This is a genomic window from Streptomyces sp. NPDC004721, from assembly GCF_053601495.1.
The window spans coordinates 44,399-65,252 of record NZ_JBSGBZ010000011.1 but is presented as its reverse complement, the minus strand read 5'-3'; the positions used below and the strand labels follow the sequence as shown (position 1 = coordinate 65,252).

Annotated in this window: 21 protein-coding genes and 1 tRNA gene; 9 read left to right on the top strand and 13 right to left on the bottom strand. The window is 73.0% G+C overall.

From position 1 onward, the window contains the following. Positions 1–136 precede the first annotated feature (136 nt). Entirely contained in the window at positions 137–1,120 is a 984-nt protein-coding gene (locus ACWEK3_RS12655) for an aldo/keto reductase (protein ID WP_361412870.1), read from the top strand. Continuing rightward, entirely contained in the window at positions 1,117–3,651 is a 2,535-nt protein-coding gene (locus ACWEK3_RS12650; protein WP_453249662.1) for a helix-hairpin-helix domain-containing protein, read from the top strand. Before ACWEK3_RS12655 ends, ACWEK3_RS12650 begins: the two co-directional genes overlap by 4 nt. Positions 3,652–3,771: 120 nt before the next feature. Here the strand turns inward: ACWEK3_RS12650 and ACWEK3_RS12645 are convergent, their stop codons facing one another. Then, positions 3,772–4,491, bottom strand: a complete 720-nt coding sequence (locus tag ACWEK3_RS12645) for a hypothetical protein (protein WP_453249661.1) — start codon at positions 4,489–4,491, stop codon at positions 3,772–3,774. A 47-nt stretch (positions 4,492–4,538) separates the two neighbouring features. Between ACWEK3_RS12645 and ACWEK3_RS12640 the strand changes: the two genes are divergently transcribed. After that, entirely contained in the window at positions 4,539–4,727 is a 189-nt protein-coding gene (locus ACWEK3_RS12640) for a DUF5703 family protein (RefSeq protein WP_030244084.1), read from the top strand. 77 nt (positions 4,728–4,804) lie between these two features. Here ACWEK3_RS12640 and ACWEK3_RS12635 read toward each other — a convergent pair whose 3' ends face one another. From ACWEK3_RS12635 to ACWEK3_RS12625, 3 genes are all read right to left on the bottom strand, one after another. After that, a complete protein-coding gene (locus tag ACWEK3_RS12635) occupies positions 4,805–5,614 on the bottom strand; it encodes a chaplin family protein (RefSeq protein WP_453249660.1) in 810 nt (269 codons plus the stop codon). 190 nt (positions 5,615–5,804) lie between these two features. Beyond that, positions 5,805–6,038 (bottom strand): chaplin ChpH, encoded by a 234-nt coding sequence (gene chpH / locus ACWEK3_RS12630; protein WP_141362476.1) that lies wholly within the window; start codon positions 6,036–6,038, stop codon positions 5,805–5,807. 167 nt (positions 6,039–6,205) lie between these two features. Beyond that, the gene (locus ACWEK3_RS12625; protein ID WP_384424511.1) at positions 6,206–7,531 is read right to left on the bottom strand and encodes a M20/M25/M40 family metallo-hydrolase; all 1,326 of its coding nucleotides are present in this window, start codon (positions 7,529–7,531) and stop codon (positions 6,206–6,208) included. A gap of 227 nt (positions 7,532–7,758) precedes the next feature. Between ACWEK3_RS12625 and ACWEK3_RS12620 the strand changes: the two genes are divergently transcribed. After that, positions 7,759–7,846, top strand: a tRNA-Leu gene (locus ACWEK3_RS12620). Between the two features lie 91 nt (positions 7,847–7,937). Here ACWEK3_RS12620 and ACWEK3_RS12615 read toward each other — a convergent pair. Next, positions 7,938–9,230 (bottom strand): phosphoribosyltransferase family protein, encoded by a 1,293-nt coding sequence (locus tag ACWEK3_RS12615; RefSeq protein ID WP_453249659.1) that lies wholly within the window; start codon positions 9,228–9,230, stop codon positions 7,938–7,940. A 12-nt stretch (positions 9,231–9,242) separates the two neighbouring features. Next, entirely contained in the window at positions 9,243–9,554 is a 312-nt protein-coding gene (locus tag ACWEK3_RS12610; protein WP_361412877.1) for a dsRBD fold-containing protein, read from the bottom strand. Between the two features lie 177 nt (positions 9,555–9,731). On the opposite strand from ACWEK3_RS12610, the gene ACWEK3_RS12605 reads away from it, so the two are divergent. Next, positions 9,732–10,109 carry a YchJ family protein gene (locus ACWEK3_RS12605; RefSeq protein WP_365774383.1) on the top strand — a complete coding sequence of 126 codons (378 nt, stop codon included), beginning with the start codon at positions 9,732–9,734 and terminating at the stop codon, positions 10,107–10,109. Between the two features lie 12 nt (positions 10,110–10,121). Here ACWEK3_RS12605 and ACWEK3_RS12600 read toward each other — a convergent pair whose 3' ends face one another. Next, positions 10,122–10,826, bottom strand: coding sequence for a FadR/GntR family transcriptional regulator (locus ACWEK3_RS12600; protein WP_376549930.1), 705 nt, complete (start codon positions 10,824–10,826; stop codon positions 10,122–10,124). A gap of 142 nt (positions 10,827–10,968) precedes the next feature. On the opposite strand from ACWEK3_RS12600, the gene ACWEK3_RS12595 reads away from it, so the two are divergent. After that, a complete protein-coding gene (locus ACWEK3_RS12595) occupies positions 10,969–11,508 on the top strand; it encodes a gluconokinase (RefSeq protein ID WP_450538790.1) in 540 nt (179 codons plus the stop codon). A 79-nt stretch (positions 11,509–11,587) separates the two neighbouring features. Continuing rightward, positions 11,588–12,985, top strand: coding sequence for a GntT/GntP/DsdX family permease (locus ACWEK3_RS12590; RefSeq protein WP_390724451.1), 1,398 nt, complete (start codon positions 11,588–11,590; stop codon positions 12,983–12,985). Between the two features lie 83 nt (positions 12,986–13,068). Here ACWEK3_RS12590 and ACWEK3_RS12585 read toward each other — a convergent pair whose 3' ends face one another. The 4 genes from ACWEK3_RS12585 to ACWEK3_RS12570 all read right to left on the bottom strand — a co-directional run bounded on the left by ACWEK3_RS12585 (position 13,069) and on the right by ACWEK3_RS12570 (position 17,084). Next, positions 13,069–13,695 carry a cytochrome b/b6 domain-containing protein gene (locus ACWEK3_RS12585; protein WP_450538726.1) on the bottom strand — a complete coding sequence of 209 codons (627 nt, stop codon included), beginning with the start codon at positions 13,693–13,695 and terminating at the stop codon, positions 13,069–13,071. Next, positions 13,679–14,368 carry a molybdopterin-dependent oxidoreductase gene (locus ACWEK3_RS12580; protein WP_365774411.1) on the bottom strand — a complete coding sequence of 230 codons (690 nt, stop codon included), beginning with the start codon at positions 14,366–14,368 and terminating at the stop codon, positions 13,679–13,681. The genes ACWEK3_RS12585 and ACWEK3_RS12580 overlap by 17 nt, the downstream gene beginning before the upstream one ends. Before the next feature lie 141 nt (positions 14,369–14,509). After that, positions 14,510–16,078 carry an APC family permease gene (locus ACWEK3_RS12575; RefSeq protein ID WP_450538728.1) on the bottom strand — a complete coding sequence of 523 codons (1,569 nt, stop codon included), beginning with the start codon at positions 16,076–16,078 and terminating at the stop codon, positions 14,510–14,512. Between the two features lie 55 nt (positions 16,079–16,133). Next, positions 16,134–17,084: a hypothetical protein gene (locus ACWEK3_RS12570; RefSeq protein ID WP_450538730.1), complete on the bottom strand. Its 951-nt coding sequence runs from the start codon at positions 17,082–17,084 to the stop codon at positions 16,134–16,136. 543 nt (positions 17,085–17,627) lie between these two features. Here ACWEK3_RS12570 and ACWEK3_RS12565 point away from each other — a divergent pair. After that, entirely contained in the window at positions 17,628–18,521 is an 894-nt protein-coding gene (locus ACWEK3_RS12565; protein WP_450538732.1) for a DMT family transporter, read from the top strand. Between the two features lie 88 nt (positions 18,522–18,609). After that, entirely contained in the window at positions 18,610–19,125 is a 516-nt protein-coding gene (locus tag ACWEK3_RS12560; protein ID WP_453249658.1) for an NUDIX hydrolase, read from the top strand. 73 nt (positions 19,126–19,198) lie between these two features. Here ACWEK3_RS12560 and ACWEK3_RS12555 read toward each other — a convergent pair whose 3' ends face one another. Continuing rightward, positions 19,199–19,792, bottom strand: a complete 594-nt coding sequence (locus ACWEK3_RS12555) for a TetR/AcrR family transcriptional regulator (protein WP_365431629.1) — start codon at positions 19,790–19,792, stop codon at positions 19,199–19,201. 139 nt (positions 19,793–19,931) lie between these two features. Beyond that, complete coding sequence (locus ACWEK3_RS12550) at positions 19,932–20,696, bottom strand: SDR family oxidoreductase (RefSeq protein WP_384424495.1); 765 nt, start codon at positions 20,694–20,696, stop codon at positions 19,932–19,934. Positions 20,697–20,854 lie beyond the last annotated feature (158 nt).

Here is a 20,854-nt window from a genome sequence, read left to right as displayed (position 1 = left end):
ACACTAGCGCGGCCCCGCGGCACATGGCAGTGCACGACCTGCGGGACGGCCGGTTCGCGGCGCCGCCCCGGCGGGCGGAGACCGGGTTGTCCACAGGTCACCCACGTACCTGCCGTGGCCAGTAATCTCGGCGACCATGGAGCAGAGGCATCTCGGCCGTACGGGCCTGCGCGTGTCCCGCATCGGCCTCGGCACCCTCACCTGGGGCCGGGACACCGACGAGCACGACGCCGCGGACATGCTGAAGGTGTTCTGGGAGGCGGGCGGCACCCTCGTGGACACGGCGGACGTGTACGGCGACGGAGAGGCCGAGTACCTGCTCGGGCGGCTCATGGACGGCCTCGTGCCCCGCCGTGACCTGGTCGTCTCGACCAAGGCGGGCAGCGTGCCGGACCCGGACCGGCGCTTCGACGGCTCTCGCGGCCATCTGCTGGCCGCGCTGGACGCCTCCCTCGCCCGCCTCGGCACGGACTACGTCGACGTGTGGCACGTCCACGCCTTCGACCCGCACACGCCGTTGGAGGAGACCCTCCACGCGGTCGACCTCGCCGTCGGCAGCGGCCGGGTGCGCTACGCGGGCGTCTCCAACTTCTGCGGCTGGCAGCTGGCCAAGGCGGCGACCTGGCAGCTCGCGGCGCCCGGCGCCCGGACGCGGCTGGCGAGCACGCAGATGGAGTACTCGCTGCTGCAACGCGGCGTGGAGCGCGAGGTGCTGCCCGCCGCGCTGGACCTGGGCGTCGGCCTGCTGCCGTCCTCACCGCTGGGCCGCGGCGTGCTGACCGGCAAGTACCGCAACGGGACGCCGCCGGACTCGCGGGGCGCCTCGGAGCACCTGGCGCCGTTCGTCGAGCCGTACCTGGACGACACGGCGGGCCGCATCGTGGACGCGGTGTCCACGGCGGCGGACGGGCTGGCGGTGACCCCGCTCGAGGTGGCCCTCGCCTGGGTCCGCGACCGGCCGGGCGTGGCGGCGCCGATCGTCGGTGCCCGCAACGCGCAGCAGCTCACGGCGGTGCTGTCAGTGGAGGCGCTTAGTCTTCCTGACGAGATCTGCCGGGCGCTCGACGACGTGTCGGAGCCCGTGCACCGCTATCCCGATCACGACTGGAGCACGCTGTGAGCACGGAGCCGGAGACCACGGAACAGACGGGGCCTGGCACCCCGGACCCCGGGGCGGACGACGGCCTCCGCCACGACGGCCCGGTCGGGGAGGGCGGTACGTCGGGCGGCGGGGTGTCGGGGAACAGCGCGCCGGAAGGCGGGGCGGCCGCGGAGGGGGACGCCCCCGGGGCCGGAAGGAGCGCGAGGGGTGGCGCCTCGGAAGCCGATGGGGCCGCGGAAGGCGGCACCTCGGACGGCGAGGAGGCCCGGGGAGGCGGCACCTCGGAAGGCCGGACGGACTCGCGAGGTGGCGCCTCGGAAGGCGCGGCGAGCACGAAAGGCGGCGCCTCCGAGGTCGGTGCGGCCTCGGGTGGGGGCGTCGCTCCGGATGCGGGCAGCGACCCGGAGGACGGCGCGGAGGCGGAACCCTCGGACGACTCTGACGACTCTGACGGCTCTGACGACTCGGACGGCTCGGACGGCCCGGGCGGGGCCGAGAAGTCCGAGGCCGAGGCCGAGTTGGCGGCTCAGCGGGTCGAGCGGGAACGGATCGAGCAGCGGAAGGCCGAGCGGAAGGGGCCAATCGAGAGCGGCGGCAAGCTCAGCGGCCAGGCGGCCGACCTGCTGGCCGCCGTGCGGGCCGTGGAGAGCGGTGAGAAGCCCTCGGCCACCGTCTTCGCCGAGCCCGAGCCCGCACCGCGCCGTCCCGCCCCCGAACCGGCACCGCGGCCGAGGACTGTGGAACCCGAGGCCGCCACCGCGCCCGCCGGGCCGGCGCCGGAGACCGTCCAGGCGGTGAGCCGGGTGCTGGCCCGAGGCGGCGCCCCGGAGACGCTCGCCCCCCAGGTCGCCGCGGCCCTCGGCGAGGCCGCGGAGGAGCGGCTGCACGCCGACCCCTGGCAGTTGCTGCACGTCACCGGCGTACGGCCGGAGCAGGCCGACGGATTCGCGCGCGCCCTGCTCGGCGCGGAGTGCGGCCCTGACGACGAGCGCCGCGGCCGGGCGTTCACCGTGTGGCTGCTGGAGCAGGCCGCCCTGGCCGGGCACACGGCCCTGGAAGCCCCGGCCCTGACCGCCGCCCTGGCCCAGCGGGCGGTGCCCGACCCCGAAGCGGCCCTGAACGGCACGCTGGCGGAGGGCGAGGCCCTGGTGTTCCAGGACGCCCTGGACGACGCCCCGGCCACCGAGGAGGCGGACGAGGACGGCGAGCGTCCGGTGCGCGTCCTCGTCGGACTGGAGCGGTACGCGCTCGCCGAGGAGAGTCTGGCCGACGGACTCGCACGCCTGATCAACTCCGCGCCGAAGGAAGGCGGTTCCGCGTCGGACTGGGAGCGGGCCGCCGCCTCCGCCGAGGGCTCCGCCGCCGAGTTGCTCCGCGCCGTCGCCGGGCACGGACTGGTGCTGCACACCGGCGGGGAGGCGTCCCGCGTCGAGCCCGCACGGCTGCTGGGCGAGGCGGGTCGCCTCGGGCTGCGCGCCTGGGCCGCCGCCCACAGCCCGCTCGGCCGGGACGGCTTCGGGCAGCTCCTCCGGCGGCTCCCGCGGGAGCAGGAGCCCTCGGAGGCGCCCGCGCCCCCCGTGGCCACGGTGGCCGGACTGCTGTCCGGCGCCGAGGGCCCCGGCCGGGACGAGGACGGTTCGCTCGCGCTGGACCTCCTCGTCGTGCTCGACGCTCCCCAACTGGACGTGGAGACGGCGGCGCTGCTGGTCGAATCGCTACCGGACGGGGCGCGGCTGGTGCTGGCCGGGGATCCGGCGGTGCTGTGGTCCGTGGGCCCTGGACGGGTGTTCGCGGATCTGCTGGCGGCGCGGGTGTGCCCGCAGATCGCCTCGCGTCTGCCGGATCCGGGCCCGCTGGGTGAACTCGTCTCCGGTATCGGTGTCGGCGAGCTGAACCAGGTGGCGGCGCCCGGCAAGGAGGTCGTGATCGTCCCGGTGCGGGACGCGGGCGAGGCCGTGCACCGGACCGTGCAGCTCGTCGCGGACTCGGTGCCGCGGGCGATCGGCGTCCCGGCCGAGCAGACCGTGGTGATCACCCCAGGTCACGGCGGCGCGGCCGGCACGCGTGCGCTGAACGCGGCGCTGAAGGAGCGGCTCAACCCGGGCCCCGGCCGCTTCGGCGGTTTCGACCCCGGCGACCGGATCGCCTACTCCCCCGCTCCGGGCCGTACGCTGCCCGGTCAGGTGGTGAAGGCCGACGCCGAGGGGCTGCACCTGTCCTGCTCGGGCGCCCACGTGGTGGTCCCGAAGGAGCGGGTGGAGACGCAGCTGCGGCACGGGTGGGCGCTGACCGCGCACCAGGCCGTGGGCGGCCGGTGGCCCGCGGTGGTCGTCGTGCTGCCCGGCGACGCGGCGCAGGCGCTCAGCCGCCCGTGGGTCTACACGGCGTTCAGCCGGGCCGCCCGGCATCTGTCCGTGGTGCACGGCGTGGAGCAAGCGCTGCCCCGTGCCGTCGCCGAGATCCCGGCCAGGCCCCGTACGACCCGTCTGCCCGCCCTGCTCCAGCCGCCGGCGCAGGACCCCGGGACACAGGAGCGGACGGCCGGCTGACGGCCCAGAACTTCTGGGACTCCTGGAACTCCCACAACTCCCGGAACACACGCGTCGGCCGCCGCGGATCCGCCCGGCATGCGAGCGGGCGGACCGGCAAGTGCCGGTCCGCCCACGGCGTCAACGGTCGTTCGCGTCCAGCGGTTCCAGGTCCTCGTCGTCGAGCGGCGCGTTGAAGTCGTCCTCGTCGAGGTCGTCTTCCTCGTCGAGGTCGTCGTCCAGCGCGTCGTCCTCGTCGTCGAAGACCGCGCTGACGTCGAAGCGGCAGACGACCCGCTCCGGGTCGACGTGCTCGAAGGGGGCGTCAAGCCAGTCGCCCGGGTCGGCGGGCTCGTCCGCGGCGGTGACCCACAACGTGGAGTCGCCCTCCTCCAGGCCGAACTCCTTGTGCCGGGAGGCGATCTCGTCCGGTTCGAACTCGCCGAACAGGACGCCGATCGCCCCGTGCACCGTGCCGGAGGCGCCCTCTGCGGTGCCCAGGACGGCCTCGGAGTCCGCGGCCTCCACCCGCTGGGCCTGCGCCAGCAGCCGCTGCGGCTCGGCCACGGCGTAGTCGCGGCGGATCAGCACGCTGATCGCGTTCGGCTCCTCGGGACCCGTGTACGGCGGCAGCGAGTCGTCACCGGGGATCTCGAAGGGCGTGACCTCGTCGTAGCGGTCGTAGAGCAGTTCGTCGTACGCCTCCGCCGCCGCGGCCAGCTGGTTGAACGCCTCGTAGACGGCCGGGTCTTCGTCCCCCGACCTGCGTTCGACCGCGGCCAGGTGGCGGTCGAGCGCGGTCTTGACCGCCTCGGCGGCGGCGCGTACCTCGGCAGCGGTGGGCTGCGCAGCATCAGACATAGTGCAGACGCTATCCGTACCGGGCCCCAGCCCGCACAATAGATGCGATGCCGGAATACGAATTTGTCGACGTGTACGTCCCGCGCGGGGTGTCCCGCAAGGAGACGGCACGTCTGCTGACGGACCACGCCGAGTACGGACACTGGGAGTTGTACCGTCTGAGCCTGCTGCGCGACGGCAGCCGCAGGGTGCGGTTGCGCCGGCGGATCATTCGCCAGGTGCGCGCCACGTGGTGAGCTGAGGCGGCCGACCGAGCCACAGCGGGCCCCGCCGACGCGGGGCCCGCTCTGTCCTGCGCATCGCCGATTTCGGGCTACCTGGCGGAGGCCCGTGCCTTGCGGTACAGCACCGCACCCGCGAGCAGCGCGCCCGCGCCCACCGGGAGGACGGTGCCCATCGGCAGTTCGCTGCCGGTGTGGGCGAGCTGCGCACGGCCGCTGGTCGCGGCGACGGACTGCGCCTCCGGCTGGTTCCCCCGCGTCGAACCACCGGGGGTGCTGCCGCCGCCCGGGGAGGGCGGCGTGGCCGGGGTAACGGGGGTGCCAGGTGTGCCGGGTTGACCCGGAGTACCCGGGTGACTGGGCGTACCGGGCGTACTCGGATGCCCCGGGGTCCCGGGGTGGCCCGGGTGGCCCGGGTGCCTCGGTGTGCCGGGCGGGTTCTCCCGGTCGCCACCGGGAGGCGTGATGCGGCTCCCGCCGCCGTTGGCGCAGTGGTTGCCCATGGCCGGGTTGGCCACACCGATCACGTCGACGCTGTTGCCGCAGACGTTGACGGGGACGTCGACCGGCACCTGCACCGTGTTGCCGGAGCCGACGCCCGGCGAGCCGCTGGTGCGCCCCTCGGCGTGGGAGCCTCCGTTGTTCCCGGACGAGCTGCCGCCGTGCTGGGCGCAGGTGTTGCCCGCCGCCGGGTTGAGCAGACCGACGACGTTGATCGTGTTGCCGCAGACGTTCACCGGTACGTGCACCGGCACCTGCACCGTGTTGCCGGACAGCACGCCCGGTGAGCCGGCCGCGGCGCCGGACGCGCCCGCGTCGGCGTGGGCGTAGCCGCTGGCCGCGGCGAGCACGCCGGTGGCTGCGGCCACCGTCATCAGGCCCTTGCGGGTGACCTGTCGCATTTACTGAATCCCTGCCTTCGACCTTCTCGAACCTTCCGGAACGCGCGGTCGCATCCGTCGGAATTCCGCCGTCGCAACCGCGCCGATGAACCGGTCGGCCCCGGAGCGCATGGCGGGCGCTCCGGGGCCGACGGGTTCAGACCCCCCACGGAGTCGGTGGAGTCAGACCCTCACGGGGCGGGGCACAACGTCAGTGGTTGACGCAGGTGTTGCCGAAGGCGGGGTTCAGCAGCCCGATCACCGAGATCGTGTTGCCGCACACGTTCACCGGCACGTGAACGGGCACCTGGATGACGTTGCCGGAAACGACGCCCGGGGACTGCACGGCAGCACCCTGGGCGCCCGAGTCTGCGGCGGCCATCCCGGCGCCCGCGAGAACCAGTCCACCAGTGGCGACCGCGGCAGCGACGACCTTCTTGATCATTATTCCTCCTCGTTGACAAAGGCGATCTCATGTTGCTGATCGCATCACCTGTAACGAGGAGGAACTAATCGGGATACGAGCTTATGGTCGCATTCACCCTTCCGGTCACTCCCGCACGCCCGGTCGATTACCGGGGTCAATCCGTTGATGACGAATGCGGGCGGAACTCAGGACGCGTCGATGAACCGGTCGAGCACGCGCACGCCGAACTTCAGGCCGTCCACCGGCACCCGCTCGTCCACGCCGTGGAACATGCCCGCGAAATCCAGCTCCGGCGGCAGCTTCAGCGGCGCGAAGCCGAAGCCCCGGATGCCCAGGTCGTCGAAGGACTTGGCGTCGGTGCCTCCGGAGAGCATGTACGGGATGGCCTTCGCGGCCGGGTCCTCGGCCACCAGCGCGGACTGCATCGCCTCCACCAGGGCCCCGTCGAAGGTGGTCTCGACGGCCTTGTCGGAGTGCACGTCCTCGCGCTTGACCTTCGGTCCCAGGATCCGGTCGAGGTCGGCGAGGAACTCCTCCTCGAAGCCGGGCAGGAACCGCCCGTCGACGTGCGCGGTGGCCTCGCCCGGGATGACGTTGACCTTGTAACCGGCGCCCAGCTGCGTGGGGTTGGCGGTGTTGCTCAGGGTGGCGCCGATGAGCTTGGCGATGCCGCCGAGCTTCGCGATCGTGCCGTCCATGTCCTCCGGGTCGAGCTTGGTGCCGAGCGCGTCGCCGAGTTCGTCCAGGAAGGCGCGGGTGGTCTTGGTCACCCGCACCGGGAACCTGTGCCGCCCGAGCCGGGCGACGGCCTCCGACAGCTCGGTGATCGCGTTGTCCCGGTGGATCATCGAGCCGTGCCCCGCGGTGCCGGCCACGGTCAGCTTCATCCAGTGCATGCCCTTCTCGGCCGTCTGGATCAGGTACAGCCGCCGCTGTTCGCTGACGGTGAAGGAGAACCCGCCGACCTCGCTGATCGCCTCGGTGACCCCCTCGAACAGGTCCGGGTGGTTGTCCACCAGGTACCGGGCGCCGTACGTGCCGCCGGCCTCCTCGTCGGCGAGGAAGGCGAGCACGATGTCCCGCGGGGGCCTGCGGCCGCTGCGCAGCCGGTCGCGCACGACCGCCAGCGTCATCGCGTCCATGTCCTTCATGTCGACCGCGCCGCGGCCCCACACGCACCCGTCCGCGACCTCCCCGGAGAAGGGGTGGTGGGTCCAGTCGTCGGCGTTGGCCGGTACGACGTCGGTGTGGCCGTGGATCAGCAGCGCCGGCCGGGAGGGGTCCTCGCCCTCGATGCGGGCCACCGTCGAGGCCCGGCCCGGGTGCGACTCGAAGATCTTCGGCTCCAGGCCCACCTCGGCGAGCTTCTCGGCGACGTACTCGGCCGCCCTGCGCTCACCCGGTCCCGAGTGGTCGCCGTAGTTGCTGGTGTCGATCTGGATCAGTTCGCGGCAGAGGTCCACGACCTCGTCCTCGCCGGTGACGCCCCTGGCCGTGCCCGTCTCGCTCACGCTGCTTCCTCCCGCTGTGTGCTGGTGGCCACCCCGTGTGCCGGTGGTCCAGTCATCCTCCCCCTCCCCCGCGCCAACCCCAAGAGAGCCTCGGGCCCCGCCCGCCGCCGCCCGCCCCCGGCTCGCCCGCGCGCGGCCTCCTGGGACGGGACGGGTGATCGGGCCTGCCCGAAAGCCTGGTAATGTTTGCTTCGTCGCCGCGGGAAGGCCCGCACGACAGACACCCCGTCCGGGTGGCGGAATGGCAGACGCGCTAGCTTGAGGTGCTAGTGCCCTTTATCGGGCGTGGGGGTTCAAGTCCCCCCTCGGACACCACCGGAAAACGGTGTCGACCAGTATCGGTCGGCACCGTTTTTTCGCGTTCCCACCGCGTGCGGCATGCCGCATACCGCACGCCGCACCAGGGCTAGACGTGCGCCGCCGCCATGTGGTCCGTGAACCAGTCCCGGGCCAGGTCGGTCACCGTCTCCAGGGCTCCGGGCTCCTCGAAGAGATGGGTGGCGCCGGGGACGACGCCGAGGTGGCTCTCGCAGCGCAGACGGGCCTGCGCCTGGCGGTTGAGGTCGAGGACGACGGTGTCGGCGCCGCCGACGATGAGCAGGGTGGGGGCGGTCACGTCCGGCAGACGCGGCCCCGCGAGGTCCGGACGGCCGCCTCGGGAGACCACGGCGGCTATGTGCGCGCCGGGTTCCGCCGCGGCCCAGAGGGCGGCGGCCGCGCCGGTGCTGGCGCCGAAGTAACCGACCGCCATCCGCTCGACGCCGGGCCGGCCGCGCAGCCAGCCGGTGGCCGCGGTGAGCCGGGCGGCCAGCAGCGTGGTGTCGAACACGTTGGCCCGCTCCCGCGCCTCCTCCTCGGTGAGCAGGTCGAACAGGAGGGTGCCGAGGCCGGCCCGGTTCAGGCCCTCGGCGACGAAGCGGTTGCGCGGGCTGTGCCGTCCGCTGCCGCTTCCGTGCGCGAAGACCACGATGCCGACGGCTTCGGGGGGCACCGTCAGATGGCCGCCGAGCCGCACGGCGCCGGCCGCCACCTCCACCTCGCGGTCGGTGGGGAACCGGTGCGAGCGGCCCGCCGCCCGGCGGAGGCAGGCGACGACGTCCTCGTCGTCGAGCTGGGCGAAGTCGGCGTAGAACTGGCCGACCGCGAAGAAGTCCGGCGGGGTGGCCAGGCACACCAGCTCGTCGGCCTCGCCGCCGAGCCGGTGCGTCCAGTCCGGCGGTGCGACGGGGACCGCCAGCACGGTCCGCGCGGCCCCGCGGGCGCGTACCGTCCGGCAGGCCGCCCGCGCCGTCGAGCCGGTGGCCACGCCGTCGTCGACGACCACGACGGTCCGGCCCGCGACCGCGACCGGTGGCCGCTCGCCCCGGTAGCGCTCGGCACGCCGCTGGAGCTCGTCGCGTTCGCGCTCCTCGACGCGCGCGAGTTCCGCGGGTGTGACGCGTGCCTCGCGCAGCACGTCCTCGCCGAGTACGCGTACGCCGTCCTCGCCGATCGCCCCCATGCCCAGCTCCGGGTGGAAGGGCACGCCCAGTTTCCGTACCAGGCACACGTCCAGCGGGGCGCCGAGCGCCTCCGCGACGACCTCGGCCACGGGGACGCCGCCACGGGGCAGACCGAGCACCACGACGTCCTGGCCGGTGAGGTGTTCCAGGCGGGCGGCCAGCCGCCGTCCCGCGTCGAGACGGTCCGTGAAGAGCACTGTTCGGCTCCTTCACTCCCTCGATGTCCACAGGGGGACGGGAGGCGTCGCCTCCGGTGCTCCCACCGCGTCGATGTCGCCCGCGGCGGCGCGCAGAAGCTCGCGGCCCAGCGCGATCAGCGCACGGCCGGCCGCGAGTTCGTCGCCGATCTCGGGCACCGCCATGTCGTACGGATTGCGGCGGGCCTCCGCCCGGGTCTCCAGGACGTTGTCGCCGGTGTCCAGGACGATCCGGGCCGTGGTGTCCGGATCGTGTTCGGACAGATACAGATTGAGCCGCCACTCCTTGACGGACGGAGGCCGGCTGCCGACGGGTCGAGTCATCGTCCGTGTCTCCTCAACTCCGGTGGGAGGCAAGGCCACACTGTCGAGGCGACGAGTGACCCGGCGTGGCCTCCGTCTTCCACTGTGCCCCCGTCGCGCCCGTGCCGCACGGCCGCGACGGGGGAAGCGGACGTACCGGGGGCGGGCGGGTGCGCCGCCGCGGGCAGAATGGGGGGCATGACCACGCGTTCCTGCCCGTGCGGGCTGCCCGAGCCGTACGAGAGGTGCTGCGGCCGCTATCACGGTGGTGCCGCCGCCGCGCCGACCGCCGAGGCGCTGATGCGGTCGCGGTACTGCGCCTTCGTGCGGCGAGACGCGGGGTATCTGCTGCGGACCTGGCACCCGCGGACCCGGCCGGCGCGGCTCGACCTGGATCCCGGGATGCGCTGGACGGGGCTGGAGATCCTCGGCGCGACGGACGGTTCGGCGTTCCACGGCACCGGGACGGTGACGTTCCGGGCGTCCTACCGGGGTGGCTCGCTGCTCGAACGCAGCCGGTTCGAGCGGGTCGACGGGGCGTGGGTGTACGTGGACGGGGACTTCCCCGAGCAGTGAAGGCGCGCCGGGCTACGGCGCCAGGACGTCCAGTTCCTGGAGGGCCCCGACGGTGATCTCGCGGGTCAGCCGCTCGGCCTGGTCCGCGTCGCGGGCCCGGACCGCCTCGGCGAGCTGGACGTGGAGGGTGACGGCGGCGGGGTCGGGCTCCTCGAACATGACCTCGTGGTGGGTGCGGCCCGCCAGGACCTCGGCGACGACGTCGCCGAGGCGGGCGAACATCTCGTTCCCGGAGGCGCTGAGGATCACCCGGTGGAAGGCGATGTCGTGGACCAGGTACGCCTGGAGCCGGTGGTGGCCGCGTGAGTTGGCCACCATGCCGAGGGCGCACTCGGTGAGTTCGGCGCACTGCTCGGGGGTGGCGAGCCGGGCAGCCAGACCCGCGGCGGCCGGTTCGACGGCGGAGCGCAGCACGGTCAGCGACCGCAGCTGCCGGGGCCGGTCGGCGCCGGCCAGGCGCCAGCGGATGACCTGCGGGTCGTAGACGTTCCACTCGGCCTGGGGGAGCACGGTCACGCCGACGCGGCGGCGCGAGGCGACCAGGTGCATGGACTCCAGGACACGGACCGCCTCGCGCATCACGGAGCGTGACACGTCGAAGCGCTGCGCCAGTTCGTCGGTGCGCAGCACGCTGCCCGGCGGATACTCGCCCGCGGTGATGGCGGGGCCGAGGGTGTCCAGTACGCGGCCGTGCAGCCCTCGGCCCGGTGTGCTCATGCACTCAGCGTACGGGGCGGATCACGATCCCAAAAAGTCAGACTTATATGTCACAGACCCTTGAATTAGTCGTACCTATGGGTTTCAGTGTGGCGGACGCCGGATGTCGGCGTCCCATGTCGAGGAAGACAGCGAGGCAGTGATGCGCACCCCCCACGTCGTCGTGGTGATGGGCGTCGCCGGCACGGGCAAGACCACGATCGGTCCCCTGCTCGCCGCCCGGCTCGGCGTCCCGTACGCCGAGGGCGACGACTTCCACCCGCAGGCCAACATCGCCAAGATGACGGCCGGGATCCCGCTCGGCGACGAGGACAGGTGGCCGTGGCTCGACGCCATCGGCGCCTGGGCCCACGGGCGGGCGGGGCTGGGCGGGGTGGTGAGCAGCTCGGCGCTGAAGCGGTCGTACCGCGACCGGCTGCGGGCCGCGGCTCCCGGCGTCGTCTTCGTGCACCTGACGGGCGACCGGAAGCTCATCGAGGACCGGATGGCGCACCGCCAGGGTCACTTCATGCCGACGGCGCTGCTGGATTCCCAGTTCGCCACGCTGCAGCCGCTCCAGCAGGACGAACGGGGCGTCGTGGTCGACGTCTCCGGGTCGCCCGAGGAGATCACCGCACGCGCGGTGGCCGCGCTGGACGGCCTCGACAGCTCCACGCAGCCCTCCGAGGAGCCGCGGCCGTGAGCCCCGGCGCTTCTCCCCCACGCTCGCCGGCTGCGGCACACCTCTCCCCACCGTCCCTCTTCACCTGCAAGGGAACACCGTGACCAGACTCAGCGTCGAGATGCTGGCAGCGGACGCGCCCCCGCCGATCACCTCGGCCGGCCACGCCCAGCTCGGCATCGCCGTCCTCGCGGGCATCGCCGTCATCGTCCTGCTCATCACCAGGTTCAAACTGCACGCCTTCCTGTCCCTGACCATCGGATCGCTGGTGCTCGGCGCGGTCGCCGGGGCACCGCTCGACAAGGCGATCGCCAGCTTCACCGCCGGACTGGGCTCCACCGTCGCCGGCGTGGGCGTGCTGATCGCCCTCGGCGCGATCCTCGGCAAGCTGCTCGCCGACTCCGGCGGCGCCGACCAGGTCGTCGACACGATCCTGGCGAAGGCCAAGGGCCGGGCGATGCCGTGGGCGATGGTGCTGATCGCCTCCGTGATCGGTCTGCCGCTGTTCTTCGAGGTCGGCATCGTGCTGCTGATCCCGGTCGTGCTGATGGTGGCCAAGCGCGGCAACTACTCCCTGATGCGCATCGGGGTGCCGGCGCTGGCCGGTCTGTCCGTGATGCACGGCCTGATCCCGCCGCACCCCGGCCCGCTGGTCGCCATCGACGCGGTCAAGGCCAACCTGGGCGTGACGCTGGCGCTCGGCATCCTCGTTGCCATACCGACGGTGATCATCGCCGGTCCGCTGTTCGCCAAGGTCGCGGCCCGCTGGGTGGACGTCCCCGTTCCGGACCGGATGCTGCCTCAGCGCCCGTCGGAGGAGCTCGAGCGGCGTCCGGGCTTCGGCGCCACGCTGGCAACGGTGCTGCTCCCGGTCGTGCTGATGCTGGCCAAGGCCCTGGTCGACATCGTCGTGGACGACCCGGCGAACATGACCCAGCGTGTCTTCGACGTCATCGGCTCCCCGATGATCGCGCTGCTCGCCGCCGTGCTCGTCGGCGTCTTCACGCTGGGGATGCCGGCCGGGTTCAGCAAGGAGCGGATCTCCTCGACCGTCGAGAAGGGCCTCATGCCCATCGCCGGCATCCTGCTGATCGTGGGCGCGGGCGGCGGCTTCAAGCAGACGCTGATCGACGCCGGGGTGGGCCAGATGGTCCTGGACATCTCCAAGGACTGGTCGATACCGGCGCTGCTGCTGGCCTGGCTCATCGCGGTGGCGATCCGGCTCGCGACCGGTTCGGCGACCGTGGCGACCATCTCGGCGGCCGGTCTGGTCGCCCCGCTCGCGGCCGACATGTCGACCACCCACGCCGCCCTGCTGGTGCTGGCCGTCGGCGCCGGCTCGCTGTTCTTCAGCCATGTCAACGACGCCGGGTTCTGGCTGGTGAAGGAGTACTTCGGGCTGAGCGTCGGCCAGACGATCAAGAGCTGGTCGGTCATGGAGACGATCATCTCGGTGGTGGCGGGAGCCCTGGTCCTGCTGCTGTCCCTGGTGATCTAGCGGTACGCCATCGACGGCGGCCGTGGCCGGGCACCGCCCGGTCACGGCCGCCGCGTCCGTACGTGCCCCCCCCGCCGATGGGCCTACGGGCGCCACAGCGGGTGTTCCCCGGCCGCCCACTCGCGGGTCACCAGGCCGGTGCGCAGGCCGCGGCGGGCCTCCGGGTCGCCGAGGGCCATGCCGATGTGGCCGGCCAGGACGACACCGATGGTCAGGGCGAGCCAGTCGTGGACGAAGGTCGCGCTGGTGCGCCAGGCCACCGGGGTGAGGTGGGTGAACCACATCAGCAGGCCCGTGCCGAGCATGACCAGGCCGGCGCCCGCGATCCAGGCGGCGTAGACCTTCTGGCCGGCGTTGAACTTTCCGGCCGGGCGGGAGGCGGGCCGGGGGTCGCGGCGCAGGGCGGCGCGCAGCCAGACCCGGTCGTGCCGGCCGAAGCGGTTGAGGCGGCGCAGGTCGGCGCGGAAGGCGCGGGAGACCAGGCCCAGCAGGACCGGTACGGGCAGGGCGAGGCCCGCGCACTCGTGGACGCGGACGACCAGTTCGCGGCGGCCGACCAGTTCGGCGAGCTGGGGGATGTAGAGGCAGGCCGCTGTCACCACGCACACGCCCATGAGTGCGCCCGTGGTCCGGTGCACCCACCGCTCGGCCCGCGTGAAGCGGCGGACGCGGGTGCCGGGCGGGGCCGGGGTGTCAGCTCGTAGGGACATCGGTGCGTCCGTTCGAACGGCCGACCCAGGCGTCGACGTCGTAGCCGAGCTTCTCCCAGTAGCCGGGCTCGACGCGGTCGGTGACGGTGATGCCGGAGAGCCACTTGGCCGACTTGTAGAAGTACATGGGGGCCACGTACAGGCGGACCGGCCCGCCGTGCGCGTGGGTCAGGTCCTTGTCCTGCATGCGCAGCGCGACCAGCACGTCGGGGCGGCGGGCCTGGGCGAGGGTGAGGCTCTCGGTGTAGGTGCCGTCGAAGCAGGTGAAGCGGACGGCTCTGGCGCCCGCCCGCACTCCGGCCGCGTCGAGCAGCCGGGAGAGCCGTACGCCCTCGAAGGGTGTGCCGGGCACCCGCCAGCCGGTGACGCACTGGACGTCGCGGACCATGCGGGTGCGGGGCATGGCCCTGAGGTCGGCCAGCGTGTAGGCGGCGGGGTGGTCGACGAGGCCGTCGACGGTGAGGCGGTAGTCCGTGGCGTCCTCGTGCGGGACCGAGGCGGCGACCGAGTAGTAGCGGAAGCCGCCGCCGTTCGGCAGCAGCCCGGTCAGACCGGTGGGGTCCTTGCCGGACACCGCGCCGAGGAGGCCCTCCATGCCGCGTTGCAGCGTGGGCGCGGTGGCCACGCCGAGGGCGCCGAGGCCGAGGGTGGCGAGGAAGATGCGGCGACCCATGGGGCGGCCTTCCTCCTCGGACCGTCCCTCCTCGTCGGGGAGTTCGGGGTTCACGTCTTCATTCGAACACCCGCGCCCCCGTGCGGGCCAGGGATCGCGGGTGCCCGTCAGACTTCCGTCACTGTTTCCCGTACCCGGGGCTCAGGGCGCTGTCTCCGCGGTCTGCGCCGCCTCCGCGGCCTTCTCCAGTTGGAAGGCCTCGTTGCCCAGCCCGATGCGGGCGTGTGCCTCTGGCCGACGGGAGCGCAGTACGGCGCCCTGGACCAGGCCGACGACGAGGGCGAGGCCGATGATGCCGGGCAGCACCCGACTCAGGACCGAGCCGGGGCCGGCGTCGACCAGGACGTCGAAGTCCTTGACGGTGTAGGTGGCGATCACCAGCAGGGCCAGGCCGGCCACGGCGGAGGTGACCAGCCGCCAGGCCTGCGCGGCCGCCGCGCCGCGCCGCACGAAGAAGACGATCACCGAGACGCTGGCGGCCGCCATCAGCACGATCACGCCGAGCGCGCCGAGGTTGCCGAACCAGGTGAACAGGTGCAGCACGGGCGCGGTCGGGTCGCCGGTCGGCTTGTCGTCGGTGACGGCGAAGGCGATCACGATGACCAGTGAGACGACGGTCTGCGAGAGGGATCCGGTCGCGGGCGCGCCGCTGGAGCTGGACGTGCGCCCGAAGGCGGCCGGCAGCAGGCCCTCGCGGCCCATGGCGAAGGCGTACCGGGCGACGACGTTGTGGAAGCTCAGCATGGCCGCGAACATGCCGGTGACGAACAGGACGTGCAGGACGTCGGTGAAGGTGCCGCCGAGCCGCGACTCGGTCAGGGTGAACAGCAGCCCGGCGCTCTCCTTCTGCGCCGTGCCGATGATCGCCGAGGGGCCGGTGGCGACGGTGAGGGCCCAGCTGCTGACCGCGAAGAAGACGGCGACGCCGGCGACGGCGAGGAACATCACGCGCGGGACCAGGACGTGCGGGCGGCTGGTCTCCTCCGCGTACACCGGGGCCTGCTCGAAGCCGAGGAAGGCCGCGATGCAGAAGCACAGCGCGGTGCCGATGCCGGCGCCGGCGAGGGTGTCCGGGTTGAAGGCGTGCAGGGACAGGCCCTCCTTGGCGGGGTCGGCGATCGCCGCCACGTCGAAGATCACGACGAGTACGACCTCGATGACCAGCAGCACGCCGAGCACGCGCGCGTTGACGTCGATCTTCAGCCAGCCGAGCGCGCCGACGACGGCCGCGGCCGCGAGCGCGGGGATCCACCAGGCGACGGTGACGTCGGCGTAGGTGGCGAACAGGTTGGAGACCTCGAAGCCGAAGATCCCGTAGATGCCGGCCTGGAGCGCGTTGTAGGCGACGAGGGCGACGAGCGCCGCGCCGGCGCCCGCCGTGCCGCCGAGGCCCCGGGAGATGTAGGCGTAGAAGGCGCCCGCGTTGTGGACGTGGCGGCTCATCTCGGCGTACCCGAAGCTGAAGAGGATCAGCACGGTGCCGAGGACCACGAAGAGCAGCGGCTGTCCGACGATCCCCATCACCGCGAATGTGGTGGGCATGACACCCGCGACCACCATGAGCGGGGCGGTCGCCGCGAGCACGGAGAGCAGCAGGCCCCCCGTGCCGAGGCGGTCGGCGCGCAGGGCGCGCTCCTGTCCCTTGAACGTGCTGATGCCGCCGCCGTCGGCGGTGGTGGTTCTGCTCGTGCTCGAACTGCCCGTCGTCATCGGGGGTTCGTCCTTTCGGGCGTCGGGGTCGTGGTGCGTACGGGGTTGCGGGGCACTACACCGCACCGAGCGCGCCGGCGCGCGCGATGCGGAAGGCGGTGTACGGATCTCGGTCGGGGTACGCCCACGGCGCCTGGGTGGGATGGTCGCCGATGCGGTGGAACAGGGCGGCGGCCTCGGCACCCCGGCCCTCGCAGTGCTTGGCGTGGGCGAGGAAGTTCAGATCGACCAGGCGGCGGGGATGGCCCTCCTGCTCCCACTCCAGCCACCAGTCGAAGGCGGCCTTCATCACCTGGCGGGCCCGGCGGCCGGTCCAGTGCCCGGAGGCGGCCGGGTCGGCCTGTGCGTGGCCGGTGCCGGCCAGGACGCGGTAACGCTCGGCGTGCGCGACCACCGGGAGCATGGCCAGCGGTGAGTCGGCGGGCGCCCGCTCGGCGGCCCAGTTGGCGAAGTCGTAGACCTCGTGCAGCGGATCCGGGCCGGCGTCGGCGTGCCGCTCGGCCAGCTGGGCCACCATCAGGTGGTGCGCGTGGTGGTGGTCGGGGTGGCGGTGGTGGACCTTGTCGAAGAGGCGGACCACCTCCTCCTCGTCGCCCAGGCCCCGCTCCAGCAGGAGCAGGCCGAGCCACGGCGTGGGGTCCCCGGGCGCCAGCTCGGCCGCCGCACGGCAGGCCTCGCGGGCCCGGTCGGGCTTCTCCCTGCCGCACAGGGCACCCTGCACCAGGGACATGCCGAGCAGGACGGAGGCGTCGGCGGACTCGGGCTCGGCGAGCAGCCAGTCACGGGTCCAGGCCGCGGTGTGGGACTCCTCGGCGAGGACGGTGACGCGATGTCCCCGGCGGTCCCAGTCGTCGTTGGTGCGCACGAGCAGCGAGCGCACCGCCTGCCACCGGCCCTGCGCCAACGCCATGCGCGCGTCACGGAGTTCGGTGTCGTCGAGAGCGGTGTCGAAGGCCTGGGCCGCTCGCTTGCGGCCGCGTCCGAGGGGAGGCGGGGGTGGGGACACCGCGGGACTTCCTCACGCGCTCTTTGTTTCGTGGCCCGGTACGCCCCGGGAGCGGCCCCCCGTTCGGCCCACCGGCCTCGGCTTGCTCGTCGGTCATCGGCTTGCCATCGGCTGATCACGGACAGCAAACCCCCAGCCAATGCGCTCCGTCAAGGGTCACCCTCGCGTTACACGCGTCAACTGCCTTTGCATGTATGGCACTTGTGCGCCGCCGGGCAAGTCGACCCACGGCGTCAGCAGCAGGATCGAGGGTCACTCCTGTGGCGTATCAGGCGGGGCAGGAAGAGCCGATTCGCCGCCAAGGCGGATCGGTGTTCGGTAGGGTGACCGCGTCAGGTACCGCCGGACGGGCGGGAACGGAGCCCTCGGGCTCGAAAGCCTGTGGAGACCCGATAGGACCACCTCGGTGGCGCGGGTCGGCGAAGCAGGAAGCCTCAGAGGTGCCACATCACGCGGCACGGGCTGAATCTCCGGCATTCATGTCGGAGAGCGCGTCAAAGTCGGCCACTACGCATGGCCCGGCCGGATGATCGAGGTAGCGGCGTGTCGGTTCTGGTTCTGATTCTCGCCTTGAGCGCCGCCTGCTGCCTCGGCTTCGGTTTCGTGCTCCAGCAGAACGCGGCCCAGCGGGCACCGCTCGGCGACTTCCTCTCGCCCCGGCTGCTGCTGGACCTGATGAAGGTGCCGCGCTGGCTGGGCGGTCTGGGGCTGATGATCGGAGGCATGGTGCTGGGCGCCTTCGCCCTGGGCCGGGGCGAGATCTCGCTGGTGGAGCCACTGCTGGCCACGAACCTGCTGTTCGCCCTCGCCCTGTCCCGACGGCAGACCAGGCAGCCACTGGGCCGCCAGGGCTGGGCGGGGCTCGCCCTGCTGGCCGGCGGCGTGGCCGCGTTCATCGTGGCGGGCCGCCCGCGTGCCGGCAGCGCCGTCACCGACCCGCTGCGGCACTGGCTGATCATCGGCGTGATGGTGGGCGTGGCCCTGCTGCTGACGGCGTTCGCCAAGCGCTCGCGGCTGAGCTGGGGACCGGTCCTGCTGGCGGTGGCCGCCGGGCTGCTCTACGGCGTGCAGGACGCGCTGACCCGGGTGAGCGGGCAGCGGTTCTCGGCGGGCGGCTGGACGGAGCTGTTCACCGGCTGGCAGCCGTACGGCCTGCTGGTGATCGGCGTCGCCGGGCTGATCCTGGTGCAGAGCGCGTTCGAGACGGCGCCGCTGCGCATGTCCCTGCCGGCCCTGACCGCGGCCGAGCCGCTGGCCGGGATCGTCTGCGGGGTGGGCTTCCTCGGCGACCGGCTGCGCACCGACACCGGGGCGCTGGCCTGGGAGGCGTCGGGCCTCGCGGCGATCGTGGTGGGCATCGTCCTGCTCGGCCTGCACCCGGCGATGCCGTACGGGGCGGCGGTGCCCGAGCGGAAGCACGACCTGCAATCACGCTGAGCCGGACCGGGCCCGCGGCCACGCGGACGGTGACGGCCGCCCACCCGGACGGCGGCCTGCCGGCACGGCGGCCTGCTTGGATGTCGGCATGAGCGCTGAAGACGAGATCCTCGACATCGTGGACGAACAGGACCGGGTCGTCGGGCGGTCCCCGCGCGGCGAGGCGTACGCCAAGGGGCTGCGCCACCGCTGCGTCTTCGTCCAGGCCCGGGACGCGGAGGGCCGCCTCTTCGTCCACCGGCGCACCTCCACCAAGCTGGTCTTCCCCTCCCTCCACGACATGTTCGTCGGCGGGGTGGTCGGCGCGGGCGAGGCCTACGACGACGCGGCCCTGCGCGAGGCCGAGGAGGAACTGGGGGTGACGGGACTGCCCCGCCCCGAGTACCTCTTCAAGTTCCTGTACGACGACGGCGCCGGCCGCACCTGGTGGTCGGCGGTCTACCAGGTGCGCTGCGACCTGCCGGTGCGGCCGCAGGCCGAGGAGGTCGCCTGGCACGACTTCCTGCCCGAGGACGAGGTGGAACGCCGCCTGGGCAAGTGGGAGTGGGTACCGGACGGCCTGGCCGCCTACGAACGGCTTAAGGCGCACCGGTCACGGGGGTGAACCGGCCCCGGTGGCGGCACGGCGGGGGCCGCCCCCAGCACCCGCTCGGACGCCGGCCGGGCGTACGAACGCGCTACGGCCGCAGCGCCCGCAGCAGCAGGTCGGCCAGGTGGTCGGCGACCTGCTGGGGGCCCATCGGGCCGTCGGGCCGGTACCAGGTCGACAGGTGGTGGACGGAGCCGAAGTGGTAGTCGACCACCAGGTCCGCAGGGGTCGCCGTGGAGAAGACGCCGGCCCGCTGGCCCTCCTCGATGAGCGCGCGGAAGCGTTCGTGGTAGCGCCGGCGCTCGGCGCGCACCTGCTTGTTCTTCTCCGGGCTGAGATGGTGCATCGAGCGGAAGAAGATCATGGCGTCGTCGAGGTTCTCGATGGTGGTGACCACCACGTCCGCCGCCGCGTCCCGCAGTCGCTTCTCGACCGGTTCGTCGGCGTCCGCGAAGGCGTCGAGGCGCTCCTGCTGGACGCGCAGCACGCGCGCGTACACCTCGTGCAGGAGGTCGTCCTTGGAGCCGAAGTAGTGGTAGAGCGCACCTTTGGTGACGCCGGCCGCCTCGACGATCTCCTGCACCGAGGTGCGGTCGTAGCCCTGCTCGGCGAAGAGCCGGGTGGCGGCGGCCAGGAGCCGCTGCGGCACCGGAGTACCGCCTGAGTCCGTCGTCCTGGGCACCTGCCGCCACCTGCCTTCCGTGTTCCTGCTCGCTGTGCTGCCTACGGGAACGCAGTTCCCGACGGAGGATCTTCCCATTTGCCGTCCTCGGCAAGTCCGGCAGGATCTCGGTCGGCCCCGGTCGCCCGCGCCCCCGGTGTCAGCGGGTCTCCTCCCATGTCCGCTGGATGTGGTTCATGTTCGTCAGCCAGCGGTCGGGGTCGGCGGCCCGGGCCCGGTAGAACCCGGCGACCTCGGGGTGCGGCAGGATCAGGAAGCGGTCCTCGGCGATGCCCTCGAGCAGGGCGTCGGCCACGTCCTCCGGCTCGATCGCGGTGGGCTGGAGCACCAGGTCGCCGGCGCTGCCGGTGGCGGCCAGCATGTCGGTGCGCACGCCCTGAGGGCAGATCGCGTGCACCTTGATCCCGCGGTGGCGGTAGGTCAGCGACAGCCACTCGGCGAAGGCGTACGCGCCGTGCTTGGTCACGCTGTACGGAGCCGCGCCGATCATGGTGAGCAGCCCGGCCGCGGACACAGTGGAGACGAACCGGCCGCTGCCACGTTCCAGCCAGGCGGGGAGCAGCGCCTCGGCGGCGCGGACATGGGCCATGACGTTGACGTCCCAGGCCTGCGCCCACACCTCCTCGCCGGCCGCCTCCGAACCGCCCGAGCCGAGGCCCGCGTTGGCGCAGTAGACGTCGACCGTGCCGCCGAGCGCGTCACGGGCCGCGGCGACGGCCTCGGAGGCGTCGCCCGGGACCGCGATCCCGCCGATCTCCCCGGCCACGGACGCGGCCCGGTCGGCGTCGAGGTCGTTGACGACGACCCGGGCGCCCTCGGCGGCGAACCGGCGGGCCAGCGCGGCGCCGATGCCGCCTCCGGCCCCGGTGACGACCACTCCCGCACCCTGCACGGCTTGCACCATCGGCCTCCTTCGGCAGGCTCCGATACGACACGGATCGACTCGACTCCGCCGCTTCAGACTAACCAGTCGGTATGTGGTCTCGGAAGGCATGTTCCGCAGGAGGCGCCGTCCGCTCCGTTCCCTGGCGGGCGGGCGCAGGCTAGCGTGCGTGCACATGA